Source organism: Bacteroides sp. FSHCM14E1 (assembly GCF_019633785.1).
In the GTDB taxonomy this organism is placed as follows: domain Bacteria; phylum Bacteroidota; class Bacteroidia; order Bacteroidales; family Bacteroidaceae; genus Bacteroides; species Bacteroides hominis.
In genome coordinates, this window is record NZ_JADKYL010000009.1 from 161,430 (window position 1) to 182,201 (window position 20,772).

The 20,772-nt window shown below is 43.2% G+C and carries 14 protein-coding genes and 1 tRNA gene; 8 read left to right on the forward strand and 7 right to left on the reverse strand.

The features are described 5' to 3' along the window. Positions 1 to 24: 24 nt before the first annotated feature. Both ISX59_RS14665 and ISX59_RS14670 read right to left on the reverse strand, forming a co-directional pair. Positions 25 to 2,235: a patatin-like phospholipase family protein gene (locus ISX59_RS14665; protein ID WP_032536997.1), complete on the reverse strand. Its 2,211-nt coding sequence runs from the start codon at positions 2,233 to 2,235 to the stop codon at positions 25 to 27. A gap of 79 nt (positions 2,236 to 2,314) precedes the next feature. Beyond that, positions 2,315 to 3,703, reverse strand: coding sequence for an MATE family efflux transporter (locus ISX59_RS14670; protein ID WP_220391337.1), 1,389 nt, complete (start codon positions 3,701 to 3,703; stop codon positions 2,315 to 2,317). 107 nt (positions 3,704 to 3,810) lie between these two features. Between ISX59_RS14670 and lysS the strand changes: the two genes are divergently transcribed. The 3 genes from lysS (at position 3,811) to ISX59_RS14685 (ending at position 7,996) form a co-directional block, all read left to right on the forward strand. After that, positions 3,811 to 5,538: a lysine--tRNA ligase gene (lysS, locus tag ISX59_RS14675; protein WP_220576013.1), complete on the forward strand. Its 1,728-nt coding sequence runs from the start codon at positions 3,811 to 3,813 to the stop codon at positions 5,536 to 5,538. A 99-nt stretch (positions 5,539 to 5,637) separates the two neighbouring features. Beyond that, on the forward strand, positions 5,638 to 6,633 hold the full coding sequence (locus tag ISX59_RS14680) for an NAD(P)H-dependent glycerol-3-phosphate dehydrogenase (protein WP_005781396.1): 996 nt from the start codon (positions 5,638 to 5,640) through the stop codon (positions 6,631 to 6,633). A 25-nt stretch (positions 6,634 to 6,658) separates the two neighbouring features. Beyond that, the gene (locus tag ISX59_RS14685; RefSeq protein WP_005781398.1) at positions 6,659 to 7,996 is read left to right on the forward strand and encodes a glucose-6-phosphate isomerase; all 1,338 of its coding nucleotides are present in this window, start codon (positions 6,659 to 6,661) and stop codon (positions 7,994 to 7,996) included. Positions 7,997 to 8,074: 78 nt separating this feature from the next. Here the strand turns inward: ISX59_RS14685 and ISX59_RS14690 are convergent, their stop codons facing one another. Beyond that, positions 8,075 to 8,581: a DUF5035 family protein gene (locus tag ISX59_RS14690; protein ID WP_220576014.1), complete on the reverse strand. Its 507-nt coding sequence runs from the start codon at positions 8,579 to 8,581 to the stop codon at positions 8,075 to 8,077. A 96-nt stretch (positions 8,582 to 8,677) separates the two neighbouring features. Between ISX59_RS14690 and ISX59_RS14695 the strand changes: the two genes are divergently transcribed. After that, complete coding sequence (locus tag ISX59_RS14695; RefSeq protein WP_220576015.1) at positions 8,678 to 9,406, forward strand: HAD family hydrolase; 729 nt, start codon at positions 8,678 to 8,680, stop codon at positions 9,404 to 9,406. A gap of 55 nt (positions 9,407 to 9,461) precedes the next feature. Here ISX59_RS14695 and ISX59_RS14700 read toward each other — a convergent pair. Beyond that, positions 9,462 to 9,533 (reverse strand) — tRNA-Arg (locus tag ISX59_RS14700). A 218-nt stretch (positions 9,534 to 9,751) separates the two neighbouring features. Here ISX59_RS14700 and asnA point away from each other — a divergent pair. Both asnA and ung read left to right on the forward strand, forming a co-directional pair. Next, the gene (gene asnA, locus ISX59_RS14705; protein WP_005781403.1) at positions 9,752 to 10,789 is read left to right on the forward strand and encodes an aspartate--ammonia ligase; all 1,038 of its coding nucleotides are present in this window, start codon (positions 9,752 to 9,754) and stop codon (positions 10,787 to 10,789) included. Between the two features lie 6 nt (positions 10,790 to 10,795). Beyond that, positions 10,796 to 11,458: a uracil-DNA glycosylase gene (ung, locus tag ISX59_RS14710; protein ID WP_005781405.1), complete on the forward strand. Its 663-nt coding sequence runs from the start codon at positions 10,796 to 10,798 to the stop codon at positions 11,456 to 11,458. 89 nt (positions 11,459 to 11,547) lie between these two features. On the opposite strand, the gene ISX59_RS14715 is transcribed toward ung, so the two are convergent. Further along, complete coding sequence (locus ISX59_RS14715; RefSeq protein WP_220576016.1) at positions 11,548 to 14,256, reverse strand: putative LPS assembly protein LptD; 2,709 nt, start codon at positions 14,254 to 14,256, stop codon at positions 11,548 to 11,550. A gap of 89 nt (positions 14,257 to 14,345) precedes the next feature. Then, a complete protein-coding gene (locus ISX59_RS14720; protein WP_005808444.1) occupies positions 14,346 to 14,882 on the reverse strand; it encodes an HD domain-containing protein in 537 nt (178 codons plus the stop codon). Positions 14,883 to 15,343: 461 nt separating this feature from the next. On the opposite strand from ISX59_RS14720, the gene ISX59_RS14725 reads away from it, so the two are divergent. Together ISX59_RS14725 and ISX59_RS14730 are read left to right on the forward strand one after the other, a co-directional pair. Then, positions 15,344 to 17,650 carry a family 20 glycosylhydrolase gene (locus tag ISX59_RS14725; RefSeq protein ID WP_032532006.1) on the forward strand — a complete coding sequence of 769 codons (2,307 nt, stop codon included), beginning with the start codon at positions 15,344 to 15,346 and terminating at the stop codon, positions 17,648 to 17,650. A gap of 194 nt (positions 17,651 to 17,844) precedes the next feature. Then, a complete protein-coding gene (locus ISX59_RS14730) occupies positions 17,845 to 19,938 on the forward strand; it encodes a retroviral-like aspartic protease family protein (RefSeq protein ID WP_032539691.1) in 2,094 nt (697 codons plus the stop codon). Positions 19,939 to 19,960: 22 nt separating this feature from the next. Here ISX59_RS14730 and ISX59_RS14735 read toward each other — a convergent pair whose 3' ends face one another. Further along, complete coding sequence (locus tag ISX59_RS14735; RefSeq protein WP_005808448.1) at positions 19,961 to 20,701, reverse strand: CPBP family intramembrane glutamic endopeptidase; 741 nt, start codon at positions 20,699 to 20,701, stop codon at positions 19,961 to 19,963. Positions 20,702 to 20,772 lie beyond the last annotated feature (71 nt).

Below are 20,772 nucleotides of genomic sequence, written 5' to 3' on the forward strand. Positions count from 1 at the left end.
CTCACGAAGTACAGGTGTCGAAATCTAAAAGACATATCCCAGATTCACATAGAATCCTACATCGTGTGCCCTGCTTGAATAGCCGAAAGAGGCCTCTAACGGACCGAACAAGCTATCGTAGCCATATCCCAAGCTGCCTCCCCAAACCGGCTTACCACTCAGGATATCAAAAAAGTTATCTTCCCGCAACGCCACATTCCCGGTAAGAGTGACATAATTCTTCCCCCCGATACGCTGGCGCACCTTCAAACCGGCTACGATAACAGAATTATCGACTATCTCCAGATTGGTGATCCCGGCAAAAGGAAGTTGCTGGGGCAAGTAATGACCGAAATTATCTCCACCGATGGCATTCAGATAGGGATAAGGGATATCTTTGCCTATAAGAATACGTCCATACAAAGAAGGAATCAAAGCAAAACGGTCGGTAACCGAAAAGACACTGGCCCACGAGGCGGTCAAAGCAGAAAAGGGAGCATGATCTTTATACTGTGTCAGGTTATCGGTATAAAGTGAATAATTCCCCTGAAGATCGGTCCCTTTCGAGGGAAAATATCCCTTATTGTATGTATTATAATGCAGTTGGGCATAATAGCTGAAGAAGTGTTGGGGTTTCACCTTCAACTGTTGCCCGCCCGCATTATATAGAAAGTCCTTATACTTGAAGAACTCAAAACGCAGTCCGGCTCCAAAACGAAGGTTACGATACCACACATCCGAAAACCCCAACTCACCGGAATGGTATTTATAAGTAGTGTTATAAGCACGTTTCCCGTGATCGTAGATATTAATATCGTTATACTCAAACTGATAAGCGAGATTGAAATTTCGCATCTGCATCGGTGCCAATGTATAGTCAACCCGGGCCAGATAGCGTTTTCCAAGACGTCCGGTCAGTGAAAGCCACGATGGAATACGCGTATTAAGACGGGTGCTCACATTCAACAGCAATGAAGCGATCTCTTCCGAGTCGAAACGGATCCCCAGATTGAGATTACGCTCGTACTTCTCTTCCAAAATAAAGTGTAGCAGATATCCCTGGTCGGTATCAGTCAGTTTGTAACTGACATTGGAATAAGCCTGGCTTCCGCGCAACGTAGCAAGTGCTTCATAAAGTTGCTCCATGCGCATCCGGCTGTTCTCCTTCAGGTGACAGCGGTGCATAATCCATTTCTTGTCACTGTCTTCGATACCGTCAAAGGTGATCTCTTTCACAAATATATCTTTCTCGGACCATAAAGAAGTAAACGGACCGTGTCGGGGAGCAACGTAATCTTCGGGTAGACCGATCTCTTTCTTCAGTCTGCGCAAAGCAGTCCACTGCGCGCGGGCTGCCTCTTCGCCACGGTGCATCAATGTGTCGAGTGCGGGAATGTTGAAACTTGCGGCAGAATAACCTTTTACGTCCACTTTAATATACACCGTTGCCAATTTAATATTCTCTTCATATCGGGTTTGGCCGGTCAGATTGATGATCTGGTTGAATATCTCACCAAGATTATTCAGTTCATCTGCAGTCCGGAGATCATTCTGTACATCGACACCAATAATCACATCGGCTCCCATAGCCCGGGCTATGTTCGTGGGAAAGTTGTTTTTCATCCCTCCGTCAACCAGTATCTCGTCGCCCATACGAACGGGTGTGAATACGCCGGGAATAGCCATACTGGCACGCATAGCGGTAGCCAATACACCATTGTGAAACACTACTTCTTCACCGTTCACAATGTTCTCGGAGACACAAGCAAACGGAATAGGCAGCTTATTGAAGTTAATGGAATCGTGATAGCCTACAGTCAGTTCGGAGAAAAGATTACCCAGGTTCTGCCCCTTAATGACCCCTCCGAACACATTCGCCTTCAAATCCTTTTTCAAAGGGACAGAAAGAATATAAGTTTCAGAATTCTTCCGTTCAGTCATCGTTTGATCTTCCCAACTGATACGGTCACTCAACAGAAAAGACCAATTCTGGTGATTGACCATACTATCAAGCTGACAGGGGGTATATCCGATGGAATAAAGCCCGCCAATGATAGACCCCATGCTGGTACCTACGATATAATCGATAGGAATACCTGCTTCCTCGATCACTTTGAGGGCACCGATATGGGCTACTCCCTTCGCTCCTCCCCCACTTAGCACCACAGCTACTGATTTGCGCTGCTGCGCATGCACGGGCAGGAAAAGAAACAGACTGACAAATAAAACCAACAAGAAACTTACATACTTTTTCATGGCTGCTACATTGCTTTCAGATCGTTACAGATAAAAGACAAATGCAGGCAATGATTTGTTTAGCGCAGACCGAAGAATCCTATACCCGGGCAGCAGCTTTACGGAACTGGCGGAACTGCCACCACAACATGGTAGCGGATATCAGGCTGGCTATCAGGTCGGAAACCGGCATACTGATCCAGACACCCGTCTGCCCCCAAAAACGCGGAAGAATCAACAGACAGGGAATCAGGATGAGTACCTGGCGGGTAATGGAAAGGAAAATAGCTTTACTTGCCATCCCGATACTCTGGAAGAAATTGGAAGTGACCATCTGAAAGCCGACAATCGGGAAAAAGAGTACCACAATGCGGAGGCCTTCGGCAGATTGGCGAATCAGCTCTTCGTGCGATGTGAAGACGGACACTGCCAGGTCGGGAATAAACATTCCCATCAGAAAACCGGTAGTGGTGACAATGGTCGCACCATAGATGGTCAGTTTCAGCACACGAGTGACACGGGGATATAACTTTGCCCCATAATTGTATCCGGCAATCGGCTGCATACCCTGGTTCAGTCCCATCACAATCATAAGGAATAGAAATACCAGACGGTTGACAATGCCAAATGCCCCGATGGCAAGATCCCCCCCATACCGTTTCAAACCCTGATTTATCAGAATCACAATGAAACACGATGCAAGATTCATCAGGAAAGGAGACATACCTATAGCCAGCGAATCGAGAACAATTTTTCGCTTCAACCGGAAAATTCCTCGGTGGAAATGGAGTAATTCCTCCTTATTGCCAAAGAGCCTGAACTGCCAGGCAAGGGCAATCACTTGTGCCGTAATCGTAGCAATGGCCGCTCCCTGGATGCCCCAACCAAAACCATAAATAAACAAAGGATCGAGAATGGTATTGATAACCACTGTCGCAATGGTAGCAACCATCGCCTTCTGCGGATGACCTGCTGAACGAAGTACCGCATTCAGCCCCAGATAAATATGGGTGATGACATTCCCATAAAGAATCACTTTCATATAGTCACGGGCATAGCCCACCGTTTCGTCACTGCCTCCAAAGAAGTAAAGAATAGGATCAAGAAAAATAAGGGTTAATACGGTGAAAGCAAGCCCGATAATGATATTCAGTACCAGCACATTGCCCAATACCCGTTGCGCCGTATCGTAATCTTTTTGTCCCAGTTTGACCGAAATCAGCGTAGCGGCTCCCACTCCGACCAAGGAACCGAAAGCAGCGGCAAGATTCATCAGTGGAAAAGTCAGAGCAAGTCCGGAAATAGCCATCGGACCCACTCCGTGACCAATAAAAATGCTGTCTACCATGTTGTAAAGAGAAGATGCGGTCATAGCGATAATAGCCGGAATGGCATACTGCATCAAGAGTTTTCCAATCTTTTCGGTGCCCAGCGCAGTGGGCGTCTTTTGTCCTGTCATACCTATTATTTTGAGGGTGCAAAGATACAAATCTATTTAGAATTAAAGGTGAAGAATAAAGAATAAGAGTTACAATGCCGTATTTCTAAGAAAAGTTTCGTATTTTTGCCTCCAAAATTGAGTTAATATCTAACGAAATGAACATATTAGAACTAAGTGAACAGGAAATCATCCGACGTAACAGTCTGAATGAACTTCGCGCGATGGGCATCGAACCCTATCCCGCAGCAGAGTATGTAACCAATGCTTTCTCAACTGATATTAAAGCCGAATTCAAAGATGACGAGACACCCCGCCAGGTATCCGTAGCCGGTCGCATGATGAGCCGCCGCATAATGGGTAAAGCCTCTTTCATTGAATTGCAGGACTCTAAAGGCCGCATCCAGGTATATATCACCCGTGATGACATCTGCCCGGGAGAAGACAAGGAAATGTACAACACTGTGTTCAAACGCCTGCTCGACTTAGGCGACTTCATCGGAATCGAAGGCTTCGTATTCCGCACACAGATGGGCGAAATCAGTATTCATGCACAGAAACTGACTGTACTTGCCAAATCGATCAAACCACTGCCTATCGTAAAATACAAAGACGGCGTGGCTTACGACTCTTTCGAAGATCCTGAACTCCGTTACCGTCAGCGTTATGTCGACCTGGCCGTAAACGAAGGTATCAAAGATATATTCATGAAACGCAGCAAGGTGTACAGTTCTATGCGTGAATATTTCAATTCGAAAGGCTACATGGAAGTAGAAACTCCTATTCTCCAGGCCATCGCCGGAGGAGCTGCCGCACGCCCGTTCATGACCCATCACAATGCTTTGGACATCCCACTCTATATGCGTATTGCCAGCGAGTTGTATCTGAAACGTCTGATTGTCGGTGGCTTTGAGGGAGTATATGAAATCGGTAAAAACTTCCGTAACGAGGGTATGGACCGTACGCACAATCCAGAATTTACTTGCATGGAGATATATGTAGCCTACAAAGACTATAACTGGATGATGGAATTTACCGAAAAGATGATTGAAAAGATCTGTCTGGACGTAAATGGTACTACTGAAGTAAAAGTAGGAGACAATATCATCAACTTCAAGGCTCCGTACAGACGCGTCACCATGCTGGATGCCATTAAGGAACATACCGGTTACGACTTGACAGGTATGAACGAAGCGCAAATCCGCGAAGTATGCCAGAAACTGAATATGGAAATCGACGAAACGATGGGTAAAGGTAAACTGATCGATGAAATATTCGGTGAGTTCTGTGAAGGAACTTATATCCAGCCGACTTTCATCACTGACTATCCGATCGAAATGTCTCCGCTGACCAAAAAGCACCGTACCAACCCTGAACTGACAGAACGTTTCGAATTGATGGTAAACGGTAAAGAATTGTGTAATGCATATTCTGAGTTAAACGATCCGATCGACCAGTTGGAACGCTTTGAAGATCAGATGAAGCTAAGTGAAAAAGGAGATGACGAAGCAATGATTATCGACAAAGACTTTGTCCGTGCATTGGAATACGGCATGCCTCCTACTTCGGGTATGGGTATCGGCATGGACCGCCTTACTATGTTGATGACCGGACAATCAACTATCCAGGAAGTATTGTTCTTCCCGCAGATGCGTCCGGAAAAAGTCGTACCGAAAGATAGTGCCGCCAAATTCATGGAGTTAGGCATTGCCGAAGACTGGGTGCCTGCAATTCAAAAAGCCGGATACAACCTGGTAGCCGATATGAAAGATGTAAATCCGCAGAAATTACATCAGGATATTTGTGGCATCAATAAGAAATACAAATTGGAACTGACTAATCCGTCAGTAAACGATGTAGCCGAGTGGATACAGAAAATTAAATAAATCAAGAATGAAGAATGGTGATGAAGAACCGGAACATTTGTCTCCCTATCTTTCATGCACCATTCTTCATTCTTCATTTTTAATTCTTAATTTATAGAAATGAAATTACCCGGTAAGATAGCGATAATGGGCGGAGGAAGCTGGGCTACAGCCATCGCAAAGATGTGTCTGGCTCAAGAAGAGTCTATCAATTGGTACATGAGGCGCGACGACCGCATTGCCGATTTTAAACGACTCGGACATAATCCAGCCTATCTGACAGGCGTAAAGTTCGACATGAAGCGCATCAATTTCAGCTCTAACATCAACGATGTAGTGAAAGAATCTGATACGCTTATTTTCGTCACTCCTTCTCCATATCTGAAAGCTCACCTGAAAAAGCTGAAAACACGGATCAGAGACAAGTTCATTATTACCGCTATCAAAGGTATTGTTCCCGATGACAATCTGATTGTTTCGGAATACTTTAATAAAGAATATGGTGTTCCTCCCGAAAACATCGCTGTATTGGCTGGTCCCTGTCATGCTGAGGAAGTGGCACTGGAACGTCTCTCCTATCTCACCATCGCTTGCCCGGACAAGGATAAGGCACGTGTTTTTGCCCGTAGACTGGGCAGCAGCTTCATCAAAACGTCTGTCAGCGACGATGTGATAGGGATTGAATACAGTTCCGTACTGAAAAACGTATATGCCATCGCAGCAGGTATTTGCAGCGGTCTGAAATACGGAGATAATTTCCAGGCTGTATTGATATCAAATGCCATTCAAGAAATGAACCGTTTCTTAAATACGGTGCATCCCATAAACAGAAACGTGGACGAATCTGTTTATTTGGGTGATTTATTGGTAACAGGCTATTCTAACTTCAGCCGTAACCGCACGTTCGGTACCATGATCGGGAAGGGATACTCCGTAAAGAGTGCCCAGATAGAAATGGAAATGATAGCGGAAGGATATTACGGAACAAAATGTATTAAGGAAATCAATAAACATCATCATGTAAATATGCCGATACTCGATGCTGTATACAACATCTTATACGAACGCATATCTCCGATGATTGAAATTAAACTGTTGACTGACTCGTTTAGATAGTTAATAACGTAAAAATAAAAAAGATATGATTAGTTTGAACATTGAAAAGACTTTTGGATTCATCTCCAAAGAATCGGTTTCTGCCTATGAAGCTCAGGTTAAAGCCGCACAGGAAGCGCTGGAAAACGGCACAGGTAAAGGTAATGACTTTCTGGGGTGGTTGCATTTACCCTCTTCTATCAGCAAAGAGCATCTGGCTGACCTGAAGGCTACTGCACAAGTATTGAGAGACAACTGTGAAGTAGTGATCGTAGCCGGTATCGGCGGAAGTTACCTGGGCGCCCGTGCGGTGATCGAGGCATTGTCAAACAGCTTCACCTGGTTGCAGGAAAAGAAAACAGCTCCGGTCATCATCTATGCCGGCCATAATATCGGTGAAGATTATCTGTATGAACTGACAGAATTCCTGAAAGACAAGAAATTCGGTGTGATCAATATCTCCAAATCCGGTACGACTACAGAGACAGCTTTGGCGTTCCGCTTGCTGAAGAAGCAATGCGAAGACCAACGCGGCAAAGAGATGGCCAAAAAAGTAATCGTTGCCGTTACAGATGCAAAGAAAGGCGCAGCCCGCGTCACCGCAGATAAAGAAGGATACAAATCATTCATTATCCCTGACAATGTCGGAGGACGTTTTTCTGTACTGACTCCGGTAGGTTTGCTGCCTATTGCAGTAGCCGGATTCGACATTGAAAAACTGGTAGCAGGTGCCGCCGATATGGAAAAAACTTGTGGAGCCGAGGTTCCTTTTGCGGAAAATCCCGCAGCAATCTATGCCGCTACCCGCAATGAACTGTATAAAAGTGGAAAGAAGATAGAAATTCTTGTAAACTTCTGTCCGAAACTGCACTACGTGAGTGAATGGTGGAAGCAGCTTTACGGAGAATCTGAAGGAAAAGACAACAAAGGTATCTTCCCGGCAGCAGTAGACTTCTCTACAGACCTGCACTCGATGGGTCAGTGGATTCAGGAAGGTGAACGAACCATCTTTGAAACAGTGATCTCGGTAGACAAAGTGAACCATAAGTTAGAAGTTCCTTCGGACGAAGCTAACCTGGACGGTTTAAACTTCCTGGCAGGCAAACGTGTAGACGAAGTGAATAAGATGGCCGAACTGGGAACTCAATTGGCTCATGTAGACGGTGGTGTTCCTAACATGCGTATCGTCATTCCTGAACTGAGTGAATACAGCATCGGACAGTTACTCTATTTCTTCGAAAAAGCATGTGGTATCAGTGGTTATCTGCTGGGCGTAAACCCATTCAATCAGCCGGGTGTGGAAGCATACAAAAAGAATATGTTTGCTTTGCTGAACAAGCCGGGATATGAAGAAGAATCAAAAGCAATCCGGGCGAAACTGTAAAAAGCTATAAGATTACCGATATATAAAAAGAGCGATGCTTCCAACAGCATCGCTCTTTTTATATATCGGGTCATCCAATTAATCTGTTTGATTCTCGGAAGTTTTAATTTCCAGTTCATACTTAGCTCCCTCGCAATTGACGGGCTTGGAAAAAAGGTAAAACTTAAGCTTCACTCCATCCTCGGTGACTTGCTGCACCTTTGCCCGCAGCCCCACTTTAGTCTGAGAGACTCCATCTTTAAAACCTAATTTACCATTATCCTTATCCGTAAACTCCTTATCATCACTGAGAGCTTCTTCCGGCAATTCATTAAAATCAATCGCCACAGCGTTTACCTCACTGCCCAAAGTCTCTTCCTTCACCAGAAACGTATTTAGTTCTTCTCCGTTTCCATCCAGTTTCAGCGAAATTTCAAGTTCATCATCTACTTTTAGAGGGGGTAATGCCTCCATTTGCCGGGCATAATCCATCTCTCCGTCATTGATATAAAGCCCTTCCATTTCGATTGTAGGACTGGAAACAGAATCTTTGCAAGCAGTAGTCAGCAAGCATAACGACAGTAAAGGAAAAAATAGTTTTCTCATGCAATCATATCACTTTATAGATTTTGCAAAATACATATTCTGTTCGATTCACCAAAATAATCGTATCTTTGCACTCCAAATCAATAGGTATATATCATGTTTCAGGAAGCAATTACGCAATATCTCCAACAAAATCATTATCAATCCATTCAGTTGAAATCCGCACTTTTCGATATGGACGGCGTACTTTTCAACTCCATGCCTTATCACGCCGAAGCATGGCACAAAACGATGGAAGCTCACGGACTTCATTTGAGTAAAGAAGAAGCTTATTTGCACGAAGGCCGCACCGGAGCGGGAACCATCAACATCGTATGTCAGCGTCAACTGGGACGCGACGCCACGCCGGAAGAGATAGAGAGTATTTATCATGAAAAGAGCATTGAGTTCAACAAGCATCCCCAAGCCGAACGTATGCCGGGTGCCTGGGAATTACTACAAAAAATTAAATCTGAAGGTATCATTCCGACTGTAGTCACCGGATCCGGACAAGCTTCATTATTAGACAGACTTGAACACAATTTTCCGGGAATGTTCCGACAAGAACTGATGGTAACTGCTTTCGACGTCAAATACGGAAAACCGAATCCGGAACCCTATCTGATAGCACTGGAAAAGGGAGGATTAAAGCCTTATGAAGCCATTGTTATTGAAAATGCCCCTTTGGGAGTAGAGGCCGGACACAAAGCCGGAATATTCACCATTGCTGTTAATACCGGTCCGTTGGATGGGCAGGTACTGTTAAACTCCGGAGCCGATTTACTCTTTCCTTCCATGCAAGCTCTATGTGAGTCATGGGAAGCGTTAGTCCGGTTCTTACATTAACCGCCCCTTAAAACAACAATAGCTGATAATTAAATAATTATCAGCTATATCTTTGTACTCCCGAAGGGAATCAAACCCTTATCTTAGGTACCGGAAACCTACATTCTATTCGTTGAACTACAGGAGCATTGTTTTATGCGACGACAAAAGTATAAAAAAACTTCGCATTTTCCTAATGATTCACCATTTTTTGTAGTATCTATCTACCGAACGTCATATCCGCAAATATTATTTTGCAACTCTTATGCTATATAAAACGATCAATTTGATAACATTTCAGCCTATTATTCGTACAGATATAGATATTATTCATATCTTTGCCGACAAATAACAATCAATAAACCTATGAGTTACCTAATAAAACCTCAGAATTATAAACCCTTGCTTGACCTGAAACAGACAGAACTGGGTATCAAACAAATTAAAGAGTTCTTCCAGTTGAATCTTTCTTCAGAACTGCGTCTGCGACGTGTCACAGCCCCACTCTTCGTGCTCAAAGGAATGGGTATCAATGATGACTTGAACGGCATCGAGCGTCCTGTCTCATTTCCTATCAAAGACTTGGGCGATGCACAAGCTGAAGTAGTCCACTCACTTGCTAAATGGAAACGACTTACTTTGGCAGATTATCACATTGAACCGGGTTATGGTATCTATACGGATATGAACGCAATTCGTTCGGACGAAGAACTGGGTAACCTACATTCACTTTATGTAGACCAGTGGGACTGGGAACGGGTAATTACTGCCGAGGACCGCAATGCAGACTTCCTTAAGGAGATTGTCAACCGTATCTATGCCGCCATGATCCGTACGGAATATATGGTATACGAAATGTATCCGCAGATCAAACCTTGCCTGCCACAAAAGTTACACTTCATCCACTCTGAAGAATTACGCCAGTTATATCCGGATATGGAACCTAAATGCCGTGAACATGCCATCTGTAAAAAGTATGGAGCCGTATTTATCATTGGTATCGGTTGCAAACTGAGTGATGGTAAAAAACATGACGGACGTGCTCCGGACTATGACGACTATACCAGCAAAGGGCTGAACGACTTACCCGGCCTGAACGGTGACCTGTTATTATGGGACGATGTACTACAACGTTCCATTGAATTGTCTTCCATGGGTATCCGTGTGGATAAAGAAGCTCTTTTGCGCCAAGTAAAACAAGAAAATCAAGAACAAAGACTGGAACTCTATTTCCATAAGAGATTATTGGATGATACCCTTCCACTCTCTATCGGTGGAGGTATCGGTCAGTCACGCTTATGCATGTTCTATTTGCGCAAAGCGCATATCGGTGAGATTCAAGCAAGTATCTGGCCTGAAGAAATGCGCCGTGAATGTACAGCCCTTAATATACACCTTATTTAATAGCCTATGAACGTACAAATAGAAGAGAGCTGGAAAGCTCATTTACAACCAGAATTTGAGAAAGACTACTTCCGCACACTGACCGAATTTGTCAGAAGCGAATATAGCCAGTACCAGATCTTTCCTCCTGGAAAGTTGATATTCAACGCATTCAATTTATGTCCCTTTGACAAAGTAAAAGTAGTCATTATCGGACAAGACCCTTACCACGGTCCCGGACAGGCACATGGTCTTTGTTTCTCGGTAAATGATGGAGTAGCCTTTCCACCTTCTTTGGTGAATATATTCAAAGAAATAAAAGAAGATATTGGTACGGCAACTCCTCCCACTGGTAATCTGACACGGTGGGCTGAACAAGGTGTCCTGTTGCTCAACGCTACTTTGACAGTACGTGCCCATCAGGCCGGTTCGCACCAACGCCACGGATGGGAAGAATTTACAGATGCTGCTATCCGTGTTCTGGCGGAAGAAAGAGAAAATCTGGTATTCATCCTATGGGGAAGTTATGCACAGAAGAAAGGTGCCTTTATTGATCGTAACAAGCATTTGGTACTTAGTTCGGCACACCCTTCTCCCCTCTCTGCCTACAACGGCTTCTTTGGGAATAAGCATTTCAGCAAAACGAATGAATACTTGAAGACCCACGGAAAAACAGAGATAAACTGGTAGTGAAGACAGCCATCTATGAACGATAAACGGTGAACAATTTGTAGCACGAAGGCGTAAATTGTTCACCGTTTATCGTTCATAGATATTTATTAATACCACTGGATGTTGCTTTGAGTCTGGCTTCTCTTATCCCACTTCAAATCACGCAGGATACTGGCCGTTGCACGGATCGTAAAGTTATAATAGCGATAACGTCCGAAAGGAGAAATACTGGCGGACATATTGAAACAGTGCAAATCACGAGTAATCGTACAAGAGGTCTGAGTAATCTCCTTCGCTTCGAAATCATATCCGGAATTGAATGTAAACGACCAGTTATTGGAAATCTTCAGATTACCCGACATATTGATATTTTGCGTATACTTAAACGGATAACGCATGGTATTACGGTTGATCGGCTTACTACGGTCCTCACTAATACGGAACGAATAGTTAACATTCAGTGACCATGGCATCTTGAAAACCTGATATCCGTCACTGTCTGCCTGTGCTTTCTCAACTTTCTTTTCAGTAACCACTTCGTCACCGGTTGACTCTCCTCCCTCATCGTCAGCACTATCCTTTTTCTTTTTTTGATCGCTATCTTTATCTTTTCCGAACAACTTCTTCCAAGTATCATTGTTAAAAGTATAGTTGATAGAAGATCCCCATCCCTGGAATCGTCCGAAACGTCCGTAAGACCATTCTGTACGATCACCGACTATTACATTACCCGACTTATCGAATGTATAAGCATAAGTGGCAAACACCGCATTCATGTTCAGCGTATAGTTATTAAACTTTTTAAACTTCATACGCAAACGCATATTCAGGTTACTCCACGGCTGTTTCTTTGCCGCCATATTATAAGAAAGATTAAAGCCTATCTCATCGATCAGACTTATTTTCATAAGAGAATCCTTCTTGTTACGGTATTTCATTTCCAGGTTGTTCGATACATCGAAACTAACCGTTCCAGACTTTTCACGCGGAGCCGTACCAAACTGCTGGCTGGAATAAGGAGAATAATACTGGTCATTACCGTCTGCATCACGATAGTATTCCCAAAACTGTCCGAAGCTTGGAGAACCATTCAACGAAATCTGCGGTGTAAAGACGTGACGAATCTGTATTTCCTTTTTCTTCATAAACAGAGGTTGATACATACCATACATCTTTGTGCTCAACGACAAACTGGCCGAATAATTAAATACCCGGTAGAACCCATGAATCGTATCGCCGGGGTGTGTATCCCATTTCTGAGTAGTTTCATCATAGCTCTTCATCACCTTACGGGTATACCAACGCTCTGTATAATTGAATGAAGGCACTACCTGCAAATACTTGAAAAGAGTAAAGGTGGCCTGCACTGGAATGTTATGCTGCATCGCATTCTCCCACTCTCTAAAACCTGCTTTAAACAAGCGGTCATCTTTAGTTTTCAGGCTGTTGGTCAGACGCCCCGAGTAACGCAAGGAAATCTTTTCGTACCAACGCTCTTCACCTACCGCACGTTTACGTTTAAAAGGGAAAATAGTACTAAGAGTGATATTCAAGTCAGGCAAAGTGACAGCTATTGAAGAATCACGCATGGTCTGGGCTATGTTGAAAGTACCTGCAAGCGTCAGCTTCTGATCCGGAAAACTGCGGGAGTAACTGACACTCGAAGTTTTCGTATTCTGAGTCATCAGCTGAGAATTATAGAGGTTATTGATATTGGTACGCTCATAACTACTGGTCGCGAAATTCACACTTGCCGAGAAAGTACTGTTCGGACTGGCCTTCTGGTCTTGCCGATGATTCCATACAATCTTAAAGTCTTTGGCAACCGAATAGTCAGCCAATCCCTTATCTCCCAATTTAGTAACCTGATAGCCAGCCTGTAACGAACCGGAATATTTATAACGTTTATTGTAATTAGTCTCCAGATTACCGGCCCATGACCCCTTCGTAAATATATCTCCGGTCAACTTAAGATCCATTATATCGCTGATGGCAAAATAATAACCACCTCCCGTCAATCCGAAACCACGACTGGAATCGTCCATGTAGCTTGGCATCACAAAACCTGAAGAGTAACTGCTGGAAAAAGGAAAGAAAAAGAAAGGTACAGCCAATGGCAACGGTACATCTTCTACCACCAAATAGGCAGGCCCAGTCACCACATTCTTCTTGGGACGAACTTTGGCCTTGGTCAACTGCATGTAGAAGTGTGGATGATCGTGATGATCACAGGTCGTATAACGTCCGTTTTCCATAAACAGTTCATCATTAGCTCCTTTCTTGGCATTATTACCCACAACATATCCTTCACCCTGCTGAGTTACAACGTTATTGATAAATCCTTTTTTACTTTTGAAATTATACCGGATTGCTTTGGTTTCATAAGGCGTATCGCCATCCTTAAACACAGGTTTGCCTTGTTCAACCCCTAACGAATCAGTCACACCACGAGCATACACCGTACTGCTATCCATATTCATGGTGATGATCTGTGCTCCCAATTCTATTTTTTCATAATTCACTTTACCATCGCCATACAGATGTGCAAAGCCACCTTCGGTAAAAACAATGGAATCGTTAGCCGAATAGACCACAGGGGCATCCAGAGGTTGTTTCTTCTTCCTGGCAGATTGCAACGACAAGGTATCAGCCTTCAACGTATCTGCTTTTAATGAATCAGTTTGCTGGGGCGAATAAGTGATAGGCCCCCTCACCTCTCTGACACGGCGACGTTGAGCCATCGCTTCATCCGGAAGCATCAAGAGGATCAATAATAGTATAAATGATAGTATTGTATTTGCTTTCAATGGCGTCATTAACTAATAGTTTACGCTTGAAGGGGCAAAAGTACACAATCTTCACCAAATATACTTGAGAATCTTGATTTTTAATTCTTTTTTAGGCACTAAAGAAACAGCTCACACCAATTGTTAAAGCGTCGAAGTCCTTCGTCACCGTACCGGGCAATACTTTTACGGGCATCTTGCACCGATTTTTCACGATCAAGATGTGTTTTCGAAAAGAATTTATCAGCAAAGCAAATCACTTGTTCTTCTATACTGACCGGCAACATTTCACGATGCGGAATAGGAAGCTGCTGTTTAATAATCTCTTCCAGTGAAAGTCCCGCACCGGTATGACGCTCACAAACCAAAGCATGTCGCGGAAAACCTTCTTTGCGCACCAGCTCGGCTCCCAGATATCCATGACAAATATATGGCTCCTTACCCAAACACTTAATGCCCGGAGCATGTGTCAGAAAAATTCCGAGATCATGCAACATGGCAGCTTCGTTCAGAAAAGTAGTATCAAGGTTCAACTCCGGGTGCTTATCGGCTATCCATAATGCCTTATCGGCAACCGAACGACTGTGAACCAACAATATATTTCTTAACTCATTATCCTGAGGATAATATTTATCAATTAAATCAAGCGCTCCCATATTCTATTCACTTTTTATAATTTCCGGCTTGCTCATTCCTTATTCAGTAAGCAAATTCACACTGTTTATCTTATCAATTTCACGCATTTATCAACAGTTTTTAGTTTGTTATTCAGTTCAATCTGCAACTGTGGTTCCATCAGTTCACAATTGCGATCTCTTTGAATCACAGCCGTGGTCTCAAGAAGGCACGTACATAAATCGAAAGAAGCAATACGTCAAAACATTAGCCATCCCATGACAAACACTGACAAACAGGCAAAAAGCAACTTAATAAACCGATTTCTTCTGAAGAAGAAACATACAGCCGACTGCGAAAGTTTACGTAAGAGCAAAGATAGCAACAGTTTTTCAATCAGGAATGAAGATTATCAAAAGAATTGATTGTATATTTGTGCTTTTCATACAGTAAAAGTAAGCAGACTAAAACTAATTTGAAAAACAATCCAATAATTATCCTTATGACAAAACCATCTTACAAACAATGGTTAGCAACCTGTGCTTTCACCGGCGCATTACTGCTGACGGGCTGTAGCCCCACTCCCGCTACCAGAGATGTTTCTATTGTACCGTTGCCAAACAAAGTGCAACAGAACCATGGTGCGTTTGTATTAACCCCAAACACCATCATCGGTACCACCAATCCAGAACTGCTTCCAGCAGCAGAGTACCTGAAAGGTATTCTGTCAGTAGCCACCGGATATAACATCCAGGTGAAAGAAGGCAAAGGAAACATCACTCTTTCTACCGCTGCCATAGAAGGCAAGGAGGGGGCATATACGCTCACCGCAAAACCCGATCAAATAGAGATTACGGGAAATTCTTATAACGGTGTGATAGCCGGTATCGAATCACTCCGCCAGTTATTTCCGCCTCAGATTGAATCGAAGCAGGTGGTGGACAGCGTGACATGGGCCATACCCGCCGTACAGATTGAAGATGCCCCGCGCTTCGAATGGCGTGGTATTATGCTCGACGTATCCCGCCACTTCTATACCAAAGAAGAAGTAAAAGAACTGCTTGACGTAATGGCACTTTATAAAATGAATAAGTTCCACTGGCACCTGACAGATGACCAGGGATGGCGCATTGAAATCAAAAAATATCCGTTACTCACCGAAAAAGGAGCTTGGCGTACGTTCAATTCACACGACCGGTCATGCATGGAACTGGCTAAATCGGAAGATAACCCCGATTATCAGATTCCGGTAAACAAGCTTCGCATCGTGGAAGGTGACACGCTGTATGGCGGATATTATACACAAGAGGATATAAAAGAAGTGATAGAATATGCCAAAGTACGCGGCATCGATATTGTTCCCGAAATCGATATGCCGGGTCACATGCTGGCAGCCGTCAGCAATTATTCCGGAGTAGCCTGTACAGACAAAGTAGGTTGGGGAAGCACTTTCTCCTCTCCTGTTTGCCCCGGAAAAGAATCGGCAATAGAGTTTTGTAAAAACATATATAGCGAACTGATAGACCTGTTCCCTTATAAATACGTGCACATCGGCGGCGATGAAGTGGAAAAGACAAACTGGAAAAAATGTCCCGACTGCCAGAAACGTATGCGAGACAACCAATTGAAGACAGAAGAAGAACTGCAAGCCTGGTTTATCCATAACATGGAAAAGTTTTTCAACTCAAAAGGCAAAGAGATGATCGGTTGGGACGAAATCATCGAAGGTGGATTAAGCCCGACTGCTACCGTCATGTGGTGGAGAAGCTGGGTCAAGGATGCTCCGCAAAAGACTACCCAACAGGGCAACCCAATCATCTTCTCCCCCAACAGCCAGTTCTACCTGGATTATCAGCAAGATAAGAATTCTGTACGCAACATTTACGATCTCGACCTGACGATCGAGGGAGCGACTCCTGAACAACAAGGACTGATCAAAGGCGTACAGGGAAACATTTGGTGCGAATGGATTCCCTCACGCGAACGGATGCAATACATGGCTATTCCACGTCTGCTGGCTATTGCCGAATTGGGATGGAGCCAGGCTTCGCAGAAAGACTGGAATACCTTCGCGCAACGGTTGGCCAATCAGTTCGAACGCCTCAACATCATGGGTATCAATTATCGTATCCCCGATCTGGAAGGTTTCCACCGCAACAACGCTTTCATTGGTGAGGGAAGTGTTAGTGTGACTTGCCTGGATCCGAGTGCAGATATTCGTTATACTACCGACGGAAGCATTCCGACGCTGCAATCATCCAGATACGAAGGTCCTATCCCAGTGAAAGAAACAACCGATTTTACCTTCCGTACGTTCCGTCCTAACGGGAAAGCCGGTGATATCGCACGTACGCGTTTCATTAAGAGCGAATATGCTCCAGCCACAACTACCACTCCTTCCAACAAAGGTCTGGAAGCTGAATGGTATGAATTTAAAGGCAGCAAATGCGATGACATCCCCAAAGCTCCACTGAACGGAACTTATGTCATTGAGAAAATAATGATCCCAGAAAAAGCAAAGGGAAACATCGGTTTGGTAATCAAGGGATTTATCAATGCTCCGAAAGATGACATTTACACTTTTGCCCTGCTGTCTGATGACGGCAGTACCTTACTGATAGACGGTGAAGAAGTCATCAACAACGACGGACCGCACGGACCGCGCGAAGTGATTGGACAGAAAGCATTGGCCAAAGGATATCACCCAATAGAAGTACGATACTTTGACCAAAACGGTGGACAACTGAAAATGACTGTAACAGGTAGCGAAAGAAATGAAATTCCGACAAACGACTTGTTCGCACACTAAAGATTCGGGTCAACGAACAAAACTACATTAATATGCCATAGATTACATTGAAGGTAGAACTGACAGATTATCTACATTTAGTGTAATCTATGGCTTATATAAAAAGGATGCCGGATTCTGATGCCGACACTGATGACTCCGCATAAAAAACACATAAACTCACAAGAACTAATTGAATTATAACATATACTACTATGGCAAGACTAAAGCTCGGCATTCTTACTTGTACAATTTATTTTTCAATGACTGCCTTTTCACAAACAACCACTTCTTTAAGGTCGAAAATATTAGCATTAGACGATTATCAGGATGCTCCACAACTGTGGAAATTGTATAACGATTCTTCTTCTGTGATGGATGAAGCAACCCGGTTACATGCAAAAGTATCATTGAATTATTATTTTAATCGCCCCGACGAAATGCTTCAATGCGTAGACTCTCTCCTCACTCTATATCCGGAAGAATGTACTCCGGAACAAAAGTTGGCCTATTGTTATGCCAAAACAGAGAAACTTCTGGAAAAAGGGAACTACAGACAACTCAATTCCTGGTGGCAGACCTTGCGCAAAGATAAAAAGCTCTACCAGGCGATAGAAGGAAAAGGAAACTTCCTTTGTTCAGAAAAAACAATCCAAGGTTTATCGGAAAAAAATAATTTCCGGATAGATTTTCCAGGAACATCCTGTACACTTCCTACAAGTTATACATATCCGTTAATACTCTCAATGACAATAAATGAAACCGAATTGCCTAACACCATCTTCGATACAGGAGCACCCTATACTTTTCTCACTCAGGAGATGGCACGCAAATGTAACGTGACATGTATGGGAGATACCATATCCGTAAACAGCATGTTCGGTACTTCACAAGCTACCACCGGTTTCGTAGAGACTTTACAATTGGGTAATATCACTTTCCACAACACGGTAGTCCATGTTTCTCTTGTTGAAAAGGATCCTATCTTTTCCGGTCACGACGCCATCTTAGGAATAAAAGAACTCCGGAGAATCTCTAAAATAGAATTCGAATTTGGCAAATTAACTTTCAAAAAAGAGGAGCAAAGGCAGCCCATCGATCCCAATATATGTTTCGCAGAAACCGGTTGTGTTTTTCTATTCGCGAACAACCGGAGTTATCTATTAGACACAGGCGGAGAAGGAAGTTTCATACACACACCGGACACGGCTTCCGTCAAAGTGATGGACGTGAATGATTGTCCGGTACAATTCTTCAATACATATACAGCGGATTCCATAACCAGACAATCCGGATTATTAGGGTTCCCATTCTTCTACGGATTCGAAACCTGTACACTCAACTTCGACCGTATGAACTTCTCCGGCAAAGATTATCAGTTACGTAAAAATTATTCAGAATATATCAATAGCGGAGACATTATGGGCTTGGATGCTCAATATGAACGGATAGAGAAAACTACCGACGAAATAGGCAGATGGCTTACCAATGCATTTATCGGGTTTATGAAAAATAATCCGGAAAGCTGTATCCACTACACAGACAGTTTGTTAGGCAAATACCAACAGGAGCTTGGGGGAAGTATACTTTCTGTACTCAACCTGCGTGCCGCTTCATTAGCCTATCTGGGAATGTATAAAGAGGCAGGCGAATTAATGAAAATCTGTGCACAAGCTGTCCCTGACATAATAAACGGATACAATAAATGCGTAGCTTTAGAGCCTTTCGGGGCACAGCGGCTCATTTGGACAAAACCGGAAGTATCTATCAGTACTACTCTTGACGAAAAAGGACTTTTAGTAAGGGGAAAGATAAATGAAATAAAAAGTAAACTCTACTTTGCTCCAGACCACAGTTTTTCAAGCATATCGGAAGCCGATGCCCAGAAACTTAAAATGAAAATCATTGAATTTGAAGACAGTACTGGTAAAGGTGGCAAGAAGCGCATGGCAATAGCCGATGAATTGAGGTTAGGTGACCTATTGATAAACAATGTACAGTTCGACATCGCAGAGGAAATAGAAATTGTATTAGGGAACACTTTCATACGCCTGCTTCCTCAGTTTTCTATTGAAAATCAAAGGATCGTATTGGTACAACACCCTCAGACCTATCCCAATGCCAAACAATACCCGCTACTGTTGATAAACTATACATTCTGTTTCCGTGATCCGGACGACAATACAAAACGGTATTCGATAGGTAATCCCACTCCCAATGCCCAACAGATTTCTTTGCAGGAATTAAGCAGAGCAAACAAAAAAGTAGTATTCGATGTAGAGCACATGAAACTATCAGAACTTAACTAAATTCAGAAAGTGAGAGTGTGTTCTATAACTGATAAAAAATAAAATACATCATAAAGCAATTGAAACCCGCATGTGCAAACACGGCTCCCCAAATGGAATTACAAAACTGCTTACATCTGAAAAAAATTTGGCTGACTACAAACATGGATAAAACCCAAAGAATAGCCGGAAAAGGAAGAAATTGCCAAATACCAGAAACATAAACAATACCAAAATGGGCAACATGGGTAACAGCGAAGGCCAATGAATCTAAAACAGAGGCCTTCGACTCACCAAACCTTTGAACAAAACTGCCATGTATCATCCCACGGTATAGAAACTCTTCCCCTATCGGGCTAAATATCATACTTGGAATAACAGCTATCCAAAAATAAAGCTGCTTATCAGGTCCTGAAATGAATGCCCCGGGATTATTCCCTCCTATATATACAAACGCGTTATCTATTGTTTTATCATATAATAAAAAGAAAAGGGCAAATATAACAGCACAAGACATCCCTCCCGCAATAAAAGACAAAAACAAACGTCCACAGTGATCAGGCTTCCTTATGCCAATACATTTTCGTCCGTATCCGGTAAGGAAAATAAAGGGTACAAACCACATGGCTAAAAAAACAAACATCACTATACCATAACTTCTTGTCACGTAAGATTGCAGGACAATAACAAACCGGGGAACACCGAATAATAAAATCAGGAACAGACCAAAAGCCCAATCATAATGAAAATAACGATTCCAGAAAGCTCGCAATATTTTATCCATAATCCAATATTTTATAGTTCCGTCCCACCGGATAGAGGGCACTTTAAATTCTTTATCTCCACTGTACATTA